The sequence below is a fragment of the Pseudomonas sp. No.21 genome, from assembly GCF_054558415.1.
Map to the genome: position 1 here is coordinate 25,032 of NZ_BAAJNO010000002.1, position 13,519 is coordinate 38,550.

The 13,519-nt window shown below is 70.0% G+C and carries 13 protein-coding genes; 1 reads left to right on the forward strand and 12 read right to left on the reverse strand.

Translation table 11 applies throughout. The annotated features are described in order from the left end of the window. Positions 1-81 precede the first annotated feature (81 nt). Entirely contained in the window at positions 82-999 is a 918-nt protein-coding gene (locus ACYJSS_RS02895; protein ID WP_236204400.1) for a LysR family transcriptional regulator, read from the forward strand. Between the two features lie 335 nt (positions 1,000-1,334). On the opposite strand, the gene ACYJSS_RS02900 is transcribed toward ACYJSS_RS02895, so the two are convergent. The 12 genes from ACYJSS_RS02900 to ACYJSS_RS02955 form a co-directional block, all read right to left on the reverse strand. Then, on the reverse strand, positions 1,335-2,744 hold the full coding sequence (locus tag ACYJSS_RS02900) for a sodium:proton antiporter (protein ID WP_236204399.1): 1,410 nt from the start codon (positions 2,742-2,744) through the stop codon (positions 1,335-1,337). 178 nt (positions 2,745-2,922) lie between these two features. Further along, a complete protein-coding gene (gene madM, locus ACYJSS_RS02905) occupies positions 2,923-3,687 on the reverse strand; it encodes a malonate transporter subunit MadM (protein ID WP_111263015.1) in 765 nt (254 codons plus the stop codon). A gap of 5 nt (positions 3,688-3,692) precedes the next feature. Continuing rightward, positions 3,693-4,097 (reverse strand): malonate transporter subunit MadL, encoded by a 405-nt coding sequence (madL, locus tag ACYJSS_RS02910; protein ID WP_111263016.1) that lies wholly within the window; start codon positions 4,095-4,097, stop codon positions 3,693-3,695. Positions 4,098-4,157: 60 nt separating this feature from the next. Continuing rightward, entirely contained in the window at positions 4,158-5,078 is a 921-nt protein-coding gene (gene mdcH, locus ACYJSS_RS02915) for a malonate decarboxylase subunit epsilon (RefSeq protein ID WP_111263017.1), read from the reverse strand. Further along, positions 5,075-5,689 carry a malonate decarboxylase holo-ACP synthase gene (locus ACYJSS_RS02920; RefSeq protein ID WP_111263018.1) on the reverse strand — a complete coding sequence of 205 codons (615 nt, stop codon included), beginning with the start codon at positions 5,687-5,689 and terminating at the stop codon, positions 5,075-5,077. Before ACYJSS_RS02920 ends, mdcH begins: the two co-directional genes overlap by 4 nt. 22 nt (positions 5,690-5,711) lie before the next feature. Further along, positions 5,712-6,497: a biotin-independent malonate decarboxylase subunit gamma gene (mdcE, locus tag ACYJSS_RS02925; RefSeq protein WP_111263019.1), complete on the reverse strand. Its 786-nt coding sequence runs from the start codon at positions 6,495-6,497 to the stop codon at positions 5,712-5,714. Beyond that, positions 6,494-7,348 (reverse strand): biotin-independent malonate decarboxylase subunit beta, encoded by an 855-nt coding sequence (locus ACYJSS_RS02930; RefSeq protein ID WP_111263020.1) that lies wholly within the window; start codon positions 7,346-7,348, stop codon positions 6,494-6,496. Before ACYJSS_RS02930 ends, mdcE begins: the two co-directional genes overlap by 4 nt. Further along, positions 7,341-7,640, reverse strand: a complete 300-nt coding sequence (locus tag ACYJSS_RS02935) for a malonate decarboxylase subunit delta (protein WP_236204398.1) — start codon at positions 7,638-7,640, stop codon at positions 7,341-7,343. Before ACYJSS_RS02935 ends, ACYJSS_RS02930 begins: the two co-directional genes overlap by 8 nt. A gap of 2 nt (positions 7,641-7,642) precedes the next feature. Further along, a complete protein-coding gene (locus tag ACYJSS_RS02940; RefSeq protein WP_111263022.1) occupies positions 7,643-8,491 on the reverse strand; it encodes a triphosphoribosyl-dephospho-CoA synthase in 849 nt (282 codons plus the stop codon). Continuing rightward, on the reverse strand, positions 8,491-10,155 hold the full coding sequence (gene mdcA, locus ACYJSS_RS02945; RefSeq protein ID WP_236204397.1) for a malonate decarboxylase subunit alpha: 1,665 nt from the start codon (positions 10,153-10,155) through the stop codon (positions 8,491-8,493). Before mdcA ends, ACYJSS_RS02940 begins: the two co-directional genes overlap by 1 nt. A gap of 244 nt (positions 10,156-10,399) precedes the next feature. Further along, the gene (locus ACYJSS_RS02950; RefSeq protein WP_111263024.1) at positions 10,400-12,115 is read right to left on the reverse strand and encodes an aryl-sulfate sulfotransferase; all 1,716 of its coding nucleotides are present in this window, start codon (positions 12,113-12,115) and stop codon (positions 10,400-10,402) included. Between the two features lie 69 nt (positions 12,116-12,184). Next, positions 12,185-13,519: an arylsulfotransferase family protein gene (locus tag ACYJSS_RS02955; protein ID WP_111263025.1), complete on the reverse strand. Its 1,335-nt coding sequence runs from the start codon at positions 13,517-13,519 to the stop codon at positions 12,185-12,187.

The following is a 13,519-nucleotide window of genomic DNA, read 5'->3' on the forward strand; positions in this document are numbered from 1 at the left end:
TATTCACTAAAGGTCCCATCGGGTTCGCGGGCCCGAGCTTGTAGGATGGCCTCTTCGCTCCAGCCACCCGGACGCGGTGCCATGCAGATCGACGACGAACTCACCCTGAAGAAGCTGCAGACTTTCCTCGCCTTCATGCGCAGCGGCAACCTCTCCCGCGCGGCGGCGGAGCTGAACACCAGCAACGTCAGCGTGCACCGCGCCATCCACTCCCTGGAGAGCGCCCTGCGCTGCCCGCTGTTCAAGCACGAGGGGCGCAACCTGACGCCGCTGGAGAGCGCCTTCGTGCTGGAGGAGCGCGCGCAGAAGCTGGTGCAGGACGTGCTCGAGACGGTGCGCCTGACCCGTGAGGCGGCAGGCTTCTCGGCCGAGCGCTTCAAGCTCGGCTCGCTCTATTCGCTGACGGTGAAGACGGTGCCGCAGCTGATCATGGGGCTGAAGCTGCGGCGCAGCGAGCTGAACATCGACCTCACCCTGGGCTCCAACGCCGACCTGCTCTACCGCCTGAAGAACCTGGAGCTGGACGCCATGCTGGTGTCCCTCGACGACAGCGTCAGCGACCCGGACTGCGAGCAGCTGCCGCTGTTCTCCGACGACATCTTCCTCGCCGTGCCCACCGACTCGCCCTTCGCCGAGCAGGCGGAGGTGGACCTGGCGGACCTGGCCGACTCCACCTTCATCACCCTCACCCAGGGCTTCGCCACCCACCGCGACGGCGCGCGGGTGTTCGAGCAGGCGGGCTTCGAGCCGAAGGTGGCGATGCAGGTGAACGACATCTTCACCCTGCTCAGCATGGTCAGCTCCGGGGTCGGCTACGCCCTGCTGCCCGGGCGCATCGCCGCGGTGTACGAGAACCGGGTGAAGCTCATCCCGCTGCAGGCGCGCTACCGCCTGCAGCAGCACATCGGCGTGGTCTTCCTCAAGGCCAAGGAGCGCGACCCGAACCTGCTGGCGCTGCTGGCCGAGTGCCGGATGTACAGCCTGGCGCGCGGGGGGTGAAGGCGGCGCCGTCGGGCGACTGAAAGTGGCTCTGTCTGCGTTAGCTGTTGTGGTTTTAAAGCAAGGTACTTTCCGAGCATTCATGACTCCCTGTCACGCCCACCGCGTGGGTTTCGCTTCGCTTTACGCCACCCTACGCAAGTCACCGTGCCCCGAGCGTGATGCGCACATCGAGGAAGGTTCTGGCGAAGCCAGACCCGTACGGGACTCGCCCGGGTGGGCGAAACCAAGAGCCGCACCGGGACTCGGCAATCAGCCGGGCTCAAATCTTCCAGCGACACTTGACGCAGACAGGACCACTGAAGTCGCCCCTGCAGGGAACGCCGAGCGCCCCCTTAGAGCATCACCCACTGCAGCACCGCCAGCAGCGGCAGCAGCACGGCGCAGGACCAGAGCAGGTAGCCGAAGAAGCTCGGCATCTTCACCCCGCGCTGCTCGGCGATGGCCTTGACCATGAAGTTCGGGGCGTTGCCGACGTAGGTCATGGCGCCCATGAACACCGAGCTCATGGAGATCGCCAGCAGGGTCTGCGGCAACCGCTCCATCATCACCTGCGCATCGCCGGAGGCGAGGTTGAAGAACACCAGGTAGGTGGGCGCGTTGTCGAGGAAGCTGGAGAGCACCCCGGTCATCCAGAAATACATGGTGTCCAGCGGTTGGCCATCGGCACCGGTGACGGCGGCGACCACCGCTGCCAGGTGCCCGTCGCGGCCGGCGCGGAGGATGGCGATCAGCGGGGTGAGGGTGAGGAAGATGCCGGCGAACAGCTTGGCCACCTCGACGATCGGCCCCCAGTTGAATTCGTTGCCCCTGCGCGTCCAGCCGGGGGTCAGCCACAGCGACAACCCCGCCAGGGCCAGCAGCAGGCCGTCGCGCACCAGGTTCTGCAGCTCCACGCGGATGCCGGGCAGCTCGAAGCCGATGCCCGGCTTCCACACCCCCGAGAGCAGCACCGCACCGACCACGCCGGCCAGCAGCAGGAAGTTGAACTGCCCGTGAACGTGCAGCGGCGTATCGGGGGTGGGATCGACGAGAGCCAGTTCGTCCTCGCGGCTGAAGAGGTAGCGATCGAACACGTAGAAGATCGCCAGCAATGGCAGGGCCATGGCCAGCACCGGCAGGGCCATGTGCTTCAGGGTCCAGAAGAAGTCTACGCCCTTGAGGAAGCCGAGGAACAGCGGCGGGTCGCCCAGCGGCGTCAGCCCGCCGCCGACATTGGCCACCAGGAAGATGAAGAACACCACCACGTGGGCGTTGTGCCGGCGGTTGTCGTTGGCGCGCAGCAGCGGGCGGATCAGCAGCATGGCCGCGCCCGTGGTGCCCATCACCGAGGCCAGCAGCGTGCCCAGGGCGAGCAGCCGGGTGTTGAGCCAGGCCGAACCGTGCAGGTTGCCCTGCACCAGGATGCCGCCGGAGATGGTGAATAGCGCCAGCAGCAGCACGATGAAGGGCAGGTATTCGGCGAACAGCACGTGCATGCCCATGGCCAGGGTCGCGTGGGGGCCGAAGCGGGCGATGAAGGGCACCAGGAACAGCAGCGTCCAGCCGGCGGTGATCTTGCCGTAATGCTGGTGCCAGAAGTCACCGGCGATGATCGGCAGCAGCGCGATGCTCAGCAGGATGCCGGCGAACGGCAGCGCCCAGAGCAGGCCCAGGCTGGCGCCGTCGACCTCGGCGGCCTGGGCCAGGCCGGGCAGGAGCAGGAGCAGGAACGGGATGAGCAGGCGGGCTCGCAGTACGGGCATCGGGACGACCAGGCTGGGTGGGACGAAGACGGCGCGACGCCCCAGCGGGTCGTCGCGCCCCGACGAGAGCGGGGATGCTAAACCAAAGCGCAGCCCCGACCTAGCAGGCTGATGAAAAGCCAGATGCGCTGCCGCTGCGGCGTTGACAGCGCCCTCGATCAGCGGCCTGCCGGCACCGTCAGCCCATCAGAGCGCGCATGACGAAGAACAGCAGCGACGGGCCCAGCAGGCAGCCCAGGGCGGTGTAGAAGGCGGCGGTCAGGCAGCCGTAGGGCACCAGCTTGGGATCGGTGGCCGCCAGGCCCCCGGCCACGCCGCTGGAGGTGCCCATCAGGCCACCGAAGATCACCGCCGTGCGCGGGTTGTTGAGGCCGATGAAGGGCGCCACGAAGGGCGTCGCCACCATCACCAGGATGGCCTTCACCAGGCCGGCGGCGATGGACAGCGCCATCACCTCGGAGCTGGCGCCGATGGCCGCGCCGGTCACCGGGCCGACGATGTAGGTCACCGCCCCCGCGCCGATGGTGGTCAGGCTCACCGCGTCGGTGTAGCCGAAGGCCAGCGCCACGCCGACCCCGGCGACGAAGGAGGTGCCGATGCCCAGGAACAGCGCCACCACCCCGGACACGCCGGCGCGCTTGAGCTCCTCGATATTGACCCCGAAGGCCGTGGCGACGATGGCGAAGTCGCGCAGCATGGCGCCGCCGAGCAGGCCGATGCCGGACAGCAGCGGGATGTCCACCAGGCCTTTCTGCCCGCCGGTCATCACGCCGCCCACGTAGGACAGCGCCAGGCCGAGGAAGATGGCGATGGCCGAGCCGTGCAGGCGGCCCCGGGTGAGCCTGTCGGAGAGCCAGTAGGACAGCCACATGGTCACGCCGATGACGGCGAAGCCGCTGATCAGCCCGTAGCCGCCGATCACTTTCATCATGGATTCGTACATGGCGGTCACCGTTGCAGAGGCTTCAGGGCGTCAGCGGCGGGCGCCGCGTCGGGCTTCTTTTGGCCGAGGCGGTCCAGCACCGGAACCATGGCGAAGCCGAGGGCCACCGCCGCGACACCGGCGAGGATGGCCATGGGGCCGCCGGACAGCGCGCCGAGCACGTTCTGCTGGGCAGCCATGGCGACCACGATGGGGATGTAGATGGCGCTCCAGAATTCCACGCCCTGCTCGCTCTTGGCGCCCATCAGGCCGCGCTTGTGCAGGGTGCTGCCGATGAAGATGAGCAGCAGCATGGCGATGCCCACGCCACCGACGTTGGCGGGTACGCCCAGGAGCTTGCCCAGGAGTTCGCCGATGAACAGGCCGACAAGGGTGCACAGGGCCAGGAAGGCTACACCGTAGATGATCATTGTTGTTGTCCTCGCATTGGGTCGAAGTTGCTTGTTGTTGTCCTTCGAAGCGCACGGCGGTTATCGGGTCCGGCTCACCTCCCGACGCAACAGGGCGTCCAGCGTATCGCGGCGGGTGCCCTGGAAGGCGATCACCGTGCCTGGGTCGAAGATGCGCCGCGCCAGGCCGCTGAGCACGGCACCGGGGGGCAGTTCGATGTGCAGGCGCACGCCGCGCTCATAGGCGTTGCGCAGGGTGCCGTGCCAGTCGACCACGCGGCACATGTTGAAGGCGAGGTCGTCGCGCAGGCGCTCGGGGTCGTGGATCGGCCGCGCGCTGGTGCCGCTGAGGTAGCCGATCACCGGGCGGTGCATCCGTACGTCGGCGAAGGCGCTGGCCAGCTCGCGGGCCGGCGCCTCCAGCAACGGGCAATGGGACGGCACGCTGACCGCCAGGCGCTTCGCCAGGCCGGCCCCCAGGGCGCGGGCACGCGCGGCGACGGCGGCCATCGCCGCGTCGCTGCCGGCGATCACCTGCTGGTTGTCCGCGTTGATGTTGGCCAGGAACACCGGGCCTTCGGCCTCCGCGAGCAGCGCTTCCAGGGTGCCGAGGTCGAGCCCGCCGATGGCGGTCATGCCGTAGCCCTGTGGATAAGCCTGTTGCATCAGCTCGCCGCGCAGGGCCACCAGGCGCAGCGCATCGGTGAATGCCAGGGCACCGGCAACCACCGCCGCCCCGTAGGCGCCGATGGACAGGCCGGCCACATGCTCCGGCGCCGGGCTCTCCTGCAACAGAAGGCGCGCGCAGGCGACCCCGGTGATCAGCAGGCACAGCTGCACCGCGCGGGTGCCTTGCAGCGCCTTGGCCGAGTCCAGCGCCAGCACGTCTTCGCCCAGCGCCGCGCTGGCCTCGTCGAGGCAGGCACGTGCTTCGGGTGGCAGCTGGTGGAGCATGCCCACCTGCTGCGCGCCCTGGCCGGGGAAGGCGAAGAGGCTGCTCACGCCGCGTGCTCCAGGGCCTGCCAGGGGTTATCCACAAGGCGCGCGCCCTCTGCGCACTTGAGCAGCACGCGGCGGGAATCGCCGGCCCATTCGCGCAGGGCGATGGCGCCGAACGGGGTTTCCAGTTGCAGGTCGATGCGGCAGCAGGCGCGGTCGAGCAGCGCCAGCAGCTCACGGGCGCGCGGGCGCTCGAAGGGCTCGGGGGTGCGCAGCAGCAGGTCGAGATCGCTTTCGGCATGCAGCACCGGCACGCCGGTGGCCAGCTCGAAACCGACGCTGCCGGTGGGGCCCCAGGCGAGGCCGGTGGCCTCCAGCAGTGGCGCCACCTCGACCAGCGCGCGCAGCGCCGGCCAGTGCCCGGCGGTGCGCGGACGCAGCTGCTGCGGGCTGATGCTGCGCTGGATGGCGGCAAGGGGCATCAGCGTGGCGAAGCGCTGTTCGCGGCTGGCGCCACGCACCCCCACGGCGACCCAACCCGGCTCGCACAGGGCGCGGCGCACCACCACCGGCTGGCCGGCGGCGAGCACCTGCCGCGCCCAGGCCGGGGCCTCGGCGGGCAGTTGCTCCGGGGCGAGGCCCCAGAGGAGATCGTGAGGATGATTGGCCTTCATGGTCCGCTCCTGTGCGAGGGCCTTACCACTGCGCCCGCAGCATCGCCCGCACCTTCGTCGAGGCCGCGCGGTTCTCGGCGCCGAGGCGCCCGCGCAGGTCGGTGCTGGTGCCGATATCCGCCACCGCGCGCACCAGGCAATCGCGCACCCGGGCGACATCGACGGCAGCGGGCTGCTCGACGTTATCCACAGCCAGGCGCTCCCAGAGCAGGCCGAGGGAGGCGTAGTTGCCCAGGTCGTAAGCCATGGGCGGGATGGTCGCGGCGAGGGCTTCCAGCTCGTCGACGCTGCGCAGGGTGATGCGCGCGGCAGCGGCCTTGCCCATGGCGTGGACCATCACCCCGGCGTCGTCCAGGGCGATCAGCCGCTGGGCCTGGTAGCCGTGGGCGAGGAAGGCGCCGGACATGGCCTTGCCCACCAGCAGCCCGATCACCGGGTGCCCGGCGAGGCGGGCGCGGGCATAGGCGTCCACCGCGCCGGCCAGGGCCTGGTGTATCCCCAAGGCTTCTTCGCGGCGGCCGTAGGCCTGGCTGGGCACGTCCACCACGGCCACCAGCACGCGCTTGGTGCCGCGCCCGGCGTCGGCCTCGATGGCGTCATCCACCGCCTTGGCCAGGCCCCAGCCTTCCAGCAGGCCCACCTCGCCGTTGCGGGCGCGGGGGAAGGGGTTGGCGGCATCCGCGACCACGGCGATGAAGCGCGCGGCGCGGCTGCCCACCTCGCCGTCGATCACCTTCACCGAGGCCGGATAGCCGGCCTGCTCATCGGCCCCGGCGAGGGCGTGCAACCAGTTCATTCCACGGCTCATGGCTGTTCTCCGGCGTAGAGGGCGCGCACGGCGGCGGCGTCCAGGTGTGCGCAGTCATCGCCCAGGCGCGCCAGGCGTTCGAGGAACCAGGCGTGGCGGCGGCTGCGCGGCAGCGTCTGCTCCGGGCTGGCGAGCAACGCGCGCACGGCTTCGCGGATGGCGTCTATATCGTCGGCGACATAGCCATCCACCAGGTGGCTGGCCATGCGCTGCTCGCCACCGGTGAGGCTCCAGATGAAGGGCCGGTCGCGGGAGTCGTATTCCTCGATGCCGGCTTCCTGCTCGATCACCTGCGGGCCGTTGAGGCCCAGGCGCGCCTCGCGGGTGACCAGCAGGTGGCTGCACAGCCCGGCGGCGATGGACATGCCACCGAAGCAGCCCACCGGCCCGGCCACCAGGCCGACCACCGGCTGGTACTGGCGCAGCTCGACGATGGCGGCCTGGATCTCGGCGATGGCGGCGAGCCCCAGGTTGGCCTCCTGCAGGCGCACACCACCGGTTTCCAGCAGCAGCACGGCGCAGGTGGGAATGCCCTGGCGGTTGTCCTCGGCGGCCAGCTCCAGCAGGCCGGCGATCTTGGCGCCGCCCACCTCGCCCAGGCTGCCGCCCTGGAAGGCGCCCTCGATGGCGGCGATCACTGCCGGCTGGCCATTGATGCTGCCCTTGGCCACCACCACGCCGTCGTCGGCCTGGGGCACGATGCCCTGGCGCGGCAGCCAGGGGGAGACCAGCCGCTCGAAGGGCCCCACCAGCTCGCGGAACGAGCCCGGGTCGAGCAATTTGCGGGCGCGCTGGCGGGCGCCCAGTTCGACGAAGCTGCGGGTGGCCAAAAGGCGTGCGTGGTCAGTCATGGGTCACCTCCTCCAGGGCCTGCTCCAGGCGCAGGCGCACCACGCCGGGGGTGGCGCCGAAATCGTGGATGTCGATGCACAGGGCCGGCAGCGACTGGCCGGCGAACATGCGCTCGAACAGGTGCCGCCAGCGGGCTTCGCTGCCGTTCACCGAGGTCACCACGTGGATCGACAACTTGCCGGCGAGGCCGGGCTCCAGCAGCACTTCCAGGTCGCCGGAGCCGACGCAGCCCACCAGCGCGCGGCCAAAGGCGGGTTGCCCGGCGGGGAATTCGAAAGACAGGGTTTCCATGGTCAGCTCCCGACTCGGTCGATGAACAAACAGGCGGCGAGCAGATCGGCCGCGCCGCCCGGCGAGGCATTGAGCCCCAGCAAACGGGTTTCCAGTTCGCGCAGCCGGCGGCGCCCGTCGAGGCTGGCGCAGCCCCCGGCGTCGAGCACCGCGCGGGCGCCCCGCTGCATGGCGGCGAGCCCCTCGGGGCCGGCGCGCCAGAGCACGCAGGTGTCGGCCAGCTCGGCCATGATCGCCAGCAGCGCATCGAGCCGGGCGTTCTGCTCGCCGCTGCCCTGGGCGCGGCTGCGCTGCAGCTGCGGCAGGCCGTGCAAGCGCACGGCGGGGAAGCCCAGCTGGGCCTCCTCCCGCGCGCCCCGGGCGCCGTAGCGCTGGGCGACACGACTGCCGTGGCTGTCCTGCCGGGGCGCGGCGCGGTCATCGATCAGGGCGATGCGCGCGGCACGGGTGGTGATGCCTGCGGCTTCGGCCTTGGCCGGCTCCAGGGCGACGGCGGCCACCAGCAGGCCGAGGGCCCAGATGGCGCCGCGATGGGTGTTGACCCCGCCGGTGACGGCGAGCATGGCGGCCTCGCCTTCACGGCCGATGCGGCCCAGTGCCTCGCGCAGCGGCTGGCCGACCGTGCCGAGTTCGATGGCGGCTTCGGCCATGGCCTTGAAGGCCGGCCACAGCGCCAGCGCCGAGGCGTGCATCATGCCCAGGTGCAGGTCGGTGTGGGCGCCGCTGCCGCGCCGGTCCACCAGGGCCGGCTTGGGCGAGAGGTCGGCCTCGTCGATCAGGGCGTCGACGGCCTGGTCCGCCAGCCACTCGGCCAGGGGCAGCCCGGCGCTGGGTGCGATCAGTGCATTCATCACCAGCTCCTGAACTTGGCCGGGGGGTTGTAGAGGCCGCCGGACCAGTCCACCAGCTCGGCGATGCTCTTGGCCGCGAGCAGCTCGCGGGTCGCGTCGGTGCGGCGGATGCCGAGGTCCTCGGGCAGGGCGATCAGCCCTTCGCGGCGCATGCGCTCGGTGTCCCTGGGGTCGTGGCGCAGACCGATGGCGGTGACCCCGGCGACGGCGGCGATCATGGCGCGGCGTTCCTCATCGGAGCGCGCCTTGTACAGGTAGGCGATACCTTCCTCGGTGAGCAGGTGGGTGACGTCGTCGCCGTAGATCATGATCGGCGCCAGGGGCATGCCGGTCTTCCGGGCCACCTCGACGGCGTCGAGGGTCTCGACGAAGGTGGGTTTGCCGCCTTCCTGGAAGGTCTCGACCATCTGCACCACCAGCTTCTTGCCACGGGCCAGCAGGGCCTCGGGTTCGGCGCGCATGTCCAGCCAGGCGGGGGTGGAGTGGCGGCGGCCGCGCGGGTCGTGGCCCATGTTCGGCGCACCGCCGAAGCCCGCCAGGCGGCCCCGGGTGACGGTGGAGGAATGGCCGTCGCCGTCCACCTGCAGGGTGGCGCCGATGAACAGGTCCACCGCGTACTGCCCGGCCAGCTGGCACAGCATGCGGTTGGAGCGCAGGGAGCCGTCGCGGCCGGTGAAGAACACGTCCGGGCGCTGGGCGATGTAGCCCTCCATGCCCAGTTCGGTGCCGAAGCAGTGCACGCTTTCCACCCAGCCGGTCTCGATGGCGGGGATCAGCGTCGGGTGCGGGTTGAGCGTCCAGTTGCGGCAGATCTTGCCCTTCAGGCCCAGGGACTCGCCGTAGGTGGGCAGGATCAGCTCGATGGCGGCGGTGTTGAAGCCGATGCCGTGGTTGAGGGACTGGACCTTGTGTTTCTCGTAGATGCCACGGATCGCCATCATCGCCATCAGCACGTGCACCGGCTTGATGTGGCGCGGGTCGCGGGTGAACAGCGGCTCGATGTAGAAGGGCTTGTCGGCCACCACCACGAAGTCCACCCAGGAGGCGGGGATGTCCACGCGCGGCAGGTCGCGCACGTCGTCCACCAACTGGTTGACCTGGGCGATGACGATACCGTCGGAGAAGGCCGTGGGCTCCACCAGGGCCGGGGTGTCCTCGGTGCTGGGGCCGGTGTAGAGGTTGCCCTCGCGGTCGGCCATGAAGCCGGCCACCAGGGTGACGTTGGGGATCAGGTCCACCACCAGCCGCGAGTACAGCTCGATGTAGGTGTGGATGGCGCCGACTTCCAGCAGGCCGTCTTCCATCAGTTGGCCGATGCGCAGGCTCTGCGGGCCGGCGAAGGAGAAGTCCAGCTTGCGGGCGATGCCGCGTTCGAACAGGTTCAGGTGCTCGGCGCGGCTGACGCTGGGCATGATCATGTGCAGGTCGTGCAGGCGCCCGGGGTCGGCCTTGGCCAGGGCGCGGGAGAGGAAGTCCGCCTGCTTCTGATTGTTGCCTTCGAGCACCACGCGGTCGCCGGGGGCGATCAGGGCTTCGAGGGCCTCGACGATGCGCTCGCCGGGCAGCACCGCGCCGTCGGCGAGGTGGCGCACGCGGTCGAGGCGGCGCTGCTTTTCCGCGCGCCGACGCGACCATTGCGGCGGTGGGGAGATTGTCGTTGTCATTGGAGGCTCCACGGGGTCCGCTGTCGTGGAGCGCACCTTAGGAGCGCGACCGGTGGGTCATCAATCAAGCCGGGCGTCGGATCGTTACGGCGAGGTTAACGATCCGCTGCGGTGGGGTGCCGGATGTAGGGTGGACCGCGCTTCACCGGTCCACCATGCGGAGTTGGGCATCATTCCGCTGGTGGACGTGAAAAGCGACGTCCACCCTACGCAGGCCTTCGAGATCGCCGTGTTGGGCCGGCAGTCAGAATGCCCTTTCCAGGTCGATCACCAGGGCGCGGTAGCCGACGCTGCCGGGCTGGCGGCTGTGGACCTTGAGCTCCACCTGCACCTCCTGGGTGCCGTACTTCACTTCGTTGAGCACGCTGGTGGTGAGCTTCTCCGGGGTCAGGTAGCCCACCGAGGCGGAGTAGATGAACTGGGTGTCGCGGTCGGCGCGGTATTCCACCACCGAGGTGATGGGGCTGTACCACGCATCCCCGCGCTCCTTGCCGTATTCCCACACCTGCTCGACGGTGCCCCGGGCTTCGTCGATGCGGTACTCCACCGCGCGGCTGTAGTTGCCGGCGAGCTTGGTGGGGGCGAAGTTTCGGCCCCAGCCGTTGTCGAACACGGTCAGCGTGCCGCGCCCGCTGAGCCAGGCGGTGTGCTGGGTCCAGGACCAGTCGAAGCCCTCGGCGTAGACGCCGTCCTGCTCCGCCAGCGCCTGGCCCTGGGCGTCCACCGGGGTCAGCACCTTGGCGCGCAGGCGCTCGGGCCAGCCCTTGGGCGAGGCGAGGATCCACTTCACCTGCTTGTCGCGGCCGATCTTCACCACGCCCTGGTGGCGGGCCGAGATGATGAGGCTGTCGTCGCTGGGGTCGTAGTCGATGGCGTTGACGTGGGCCCAGTTGCGCCCGGTGCCGACGCCGGGGGTGTCGCCGAAGGGCAGGTCGCCTTCGAGCAGTTCGTTGGCGGCGGTGTCGTCCTGTTTCTCCACGCCGGCGGGCAACTGGAGGGCGGCCTTGCCGAGGGTCTCCAGCAACTCGCCGCGATAGGGGTCGAGGATCTGGTTGAGGTCCCAGAACTCCAGCACGTCGCCGGCCTCGCTGACTTCGATGATGTGGTCGCGGATGGAGCGCACGCGCTTGCCGTCGGGGCGGCGGTAGTCGCTGGTGCCGACCCGCAGCAGGTAGGTGCCGTGGGGCGTCTCGCGGATCTCGTGGGAGAAGTCGGCGAACTTGTCCGGCAGGTTGCGTTGCCAGATGCGCCGGCCCAGCAGGTCGTACTTGGAGTAGGTCTGGCCCTGGCCCCAGATCAGCTTGCCGTCGCGGGTCTGCTGGAAGCCCATGGTGCCGCCCAGGCCGTCGCGGCGGTTGGAGTCGTGGATGCGTTCGATGTCCAGGTACCAGCGCACGTCGCCATTGCTGTCGGCGATCCAGTTGTTGCCCACCTGGTCCCATTCGGCGGCGCCGCCCAGGGCGTTCCACTTGAAGGCACGGCCGCCGGGGATCTCGCCCAGCAGGTGGTTGAACAGGTACAGGCGCTGCTCGAAGCCGGGCGCGACCTTCACCGGCTCCACCTCCGGCAGCGCGGCGGTCTGGCTGGCCACCACCGGCAGGCGCACCGCCGGGGCATACACCTGGTAACGCTCGACGATGCGCTCGCCATCGAGCTTGTAGGTCACCTCCACCTGGTTGACGTGGTCGGGGTAGAGGCCGAACACCGGGATGCCGCCGTGGGTCCAGAGCGCGCTGTCGGAGACCTCGTAGGCCAGGGTCACGCCGCGTTCGCCACGGCCCAGCACGCGGACATGGGCGGCGCTGATGGCGCGCCCGCCATCGCGGATCACGGCGGTCAGCGGCGCCAGCTGGTAGGGGTTGACCACCACGTCGCCCAGCAGGCGGGTGTCGGGGGTGGGTACGCGGGCGGTGATGCAGGCGCCTTCGGGCAGTTCGGGGGTTTCGGTCTTGGCGTTCATGGCCTGTGTCCTTCTAGAAGCCCCGGGGAGCGGGTCGCGAGCGGATTCGCTCCCACAGGGCGGGGGTGATCAGGGATTGGTGGAGACGCGGAACTGCTCCAGGGCCGGCGGGGTGACCGCCTGCTCGGAGCGCGGGGTGCCTTCCGGGACCCAGTCGTAGGGCACCGGCAGCGCGCGGTAGAGCCAGTTGCTGCGGGCGTTGCCCAGGGGCGCCTTGCCGAAGTAGGGGCTGACGTATTCCCAGACGATCTCGCCCTGGGCGGTGACCTGGAACACCCGGCCGAACTTGCCTTCGTCGATCAGGGTGTTGCCGTTGGGCAGGCGCCGCGCGCTGCTGATGAAGGCGCTGAAGAAGGCCCAGCCCGGCTGGCCGCTGTCGGCGGCGCTGTACTGCCAGACGATCTCGCCCTTCACCGGGTCGATCTCCAGCACCCGCGAGCCGCCCAGCAGGCTCAGCGGCACGCGCGGGTAGCCGGCCTCGCCCTGGTTGTCGAACACCAGCAGGTTGCCGGCGCCGGGCAGGCCGGCGGGGATGATGTGGGCATCGTGCTGGCCGGAGAACTGGTCCACCGGGCGCGGCACCTGGGCCGGCGCGTAGGGGTTGAGCCTGGGCAGGTTGGGCCCCAGGCGCCAGGCCACCTTGCCGGTCTGGCGGTCGATGATGGCGATGAAGTTGGCCTCGCGGGAGTCGAGCAGCAGGTTGTCCGGGTGGAAGCGCTTGTCGCCGCCGTCGAACCATTTGTTCGGGCCCACCGGGCCGAGGTTGTTGATGTGCAGCACGTCGGGGTTCTTGCTGGCGCGCACCAGCTTGAGCTGCTCGGCGGTGAAGCCGAACTCCTCCAGGTGCTCGGAGGCGGTCCAGCTCCAGGCCACCTTGCCGGCGGGAGTGACCTCGTAGATCACGTCGTCGATCACCTGGGGCACCTCGAAGCCCTTCACCGGGTGCAGCCGGTTGGCCAACACCAGGGTGTTGCCGTTGGCCAGCCGGCGCTGGTCATGGTGCTGCTGGGCGGCGCCGCCCGGGGCCTTGTCGCCCCATTGCCAGACCACCTGGCCGTCCCAGTCCAGCTCGCCCACCACCTTGTTGCGCAGGCCGTTGCCGGCGGAGGCCAGCGTGCTCGGCTCCTTGACCTCTTCGAGCTGCACGAACAGATGGCCGCGCTTGCCGCCGTTGAGCGCCGGGTCGATCAGCGCGGCGGGGAAGCCGGCGTTTTCCCAGCGCCGCACCTCGTTGCCGTTCATGTCGATGAGGCGGGTCTGCTTGTCCGGCGCGCTGAAGATCACGTAGCCGTTCCAGGCCCGCGCCGGGTCGTAGATCGTCACCCCGGTGGGGTAGACGCTGGGGGCCGCGGCGGCCTGGCCGGCGACCAGGGCGGCGGCGAGGCCGAGTGCGTTGAATTTCAT

Bases quoted from the DNA above. Each gene is read 5' to 3' on its own strand.
- ACYJSS_RS02895 (WP_236204400.1), top strand. From the start codon at position 82: ATGCAGATCGACGACGAACTCACCCTGAAGAAGCTGCAGACTTTCCTC.
- madL (WP_111263016.1), bottom strand. From the start codon at position 4,097: ATGATCATCTACGGTGTAGCCTTCCTGGCCCTGTGCACCCTTGTCGGC.
- ACYJSS_RS02920 (WP_111263018.1), bottom strand. From the start codon at position 5,689: ATGAAGGCCAATCATCCTCACGATCTCCTCTGGGGCCTCGCCCCGGAG.
- mdcA (WP_236204397.1), bottom strand. From the start codon at position 10,155: ATGACAACGACAATCTCCCCACCGCCGCAATGGTCGCGTCGGCGCGCG.
- ACYJSS_RS02900 (WP_236204399.1), bottom strand. From the start codon at position 2,744: ATGCCCGTACTGCGAGCCCGCCTGCTCATCCCGTTCCTGCTCCTGCTC.
- ACYJSS_RS02955 (WP_111263025.1), bottom strand. From the start codon at position 13,519: ATGAAATTCAACGCACTCGGCCTCGCCGCCGCCCTGGTCGCCGGCCAG.
- mdcE (WP_111263019.1), bottom strand. From the start codon at position 6,497: ATGAGCCGTGGAATGAACTGGTTGCACGCCCTCGCCGGGGCCGATGAG.
- ACYJSS_RS02950 (WP_111263024.1), bottom strand. From the start codon at position 12,115: ATGAACGCCAAGACCGAAACCCCCGAACTGCCCGAAGGCGCCTGCATC.
- ACYJSS_RS02935 (WP_236204398.1), bottom strand. From the start codon at position 7,640: ATGGAAACCCTGTCTTTCGAATTCCCCGCCGGGCAACCCGCCTTTGGC.
- ACYJSS_RS02940 (WP_111263022.1), bottom strand. From the start codon at position 8,491: ATGAATGCACTGATCGCACCCAGCGCCGGGCTGCCCCTGGCCGAGTGG.
- madM (WP_111263015.1), bottom strand. From the start codon at position 3,687: ATGTACGAATCCATGATGAAAGTGATCGGCGGCTACGGGCTGATCAGC.
- ACYJSS_RS02930 (WP_111263020.1), bottom strand. From the start codon at position 7,348: ATGACTGACCACGCACGCCTTTTGGCCACCCGCAGCTTCGTCGAACTG.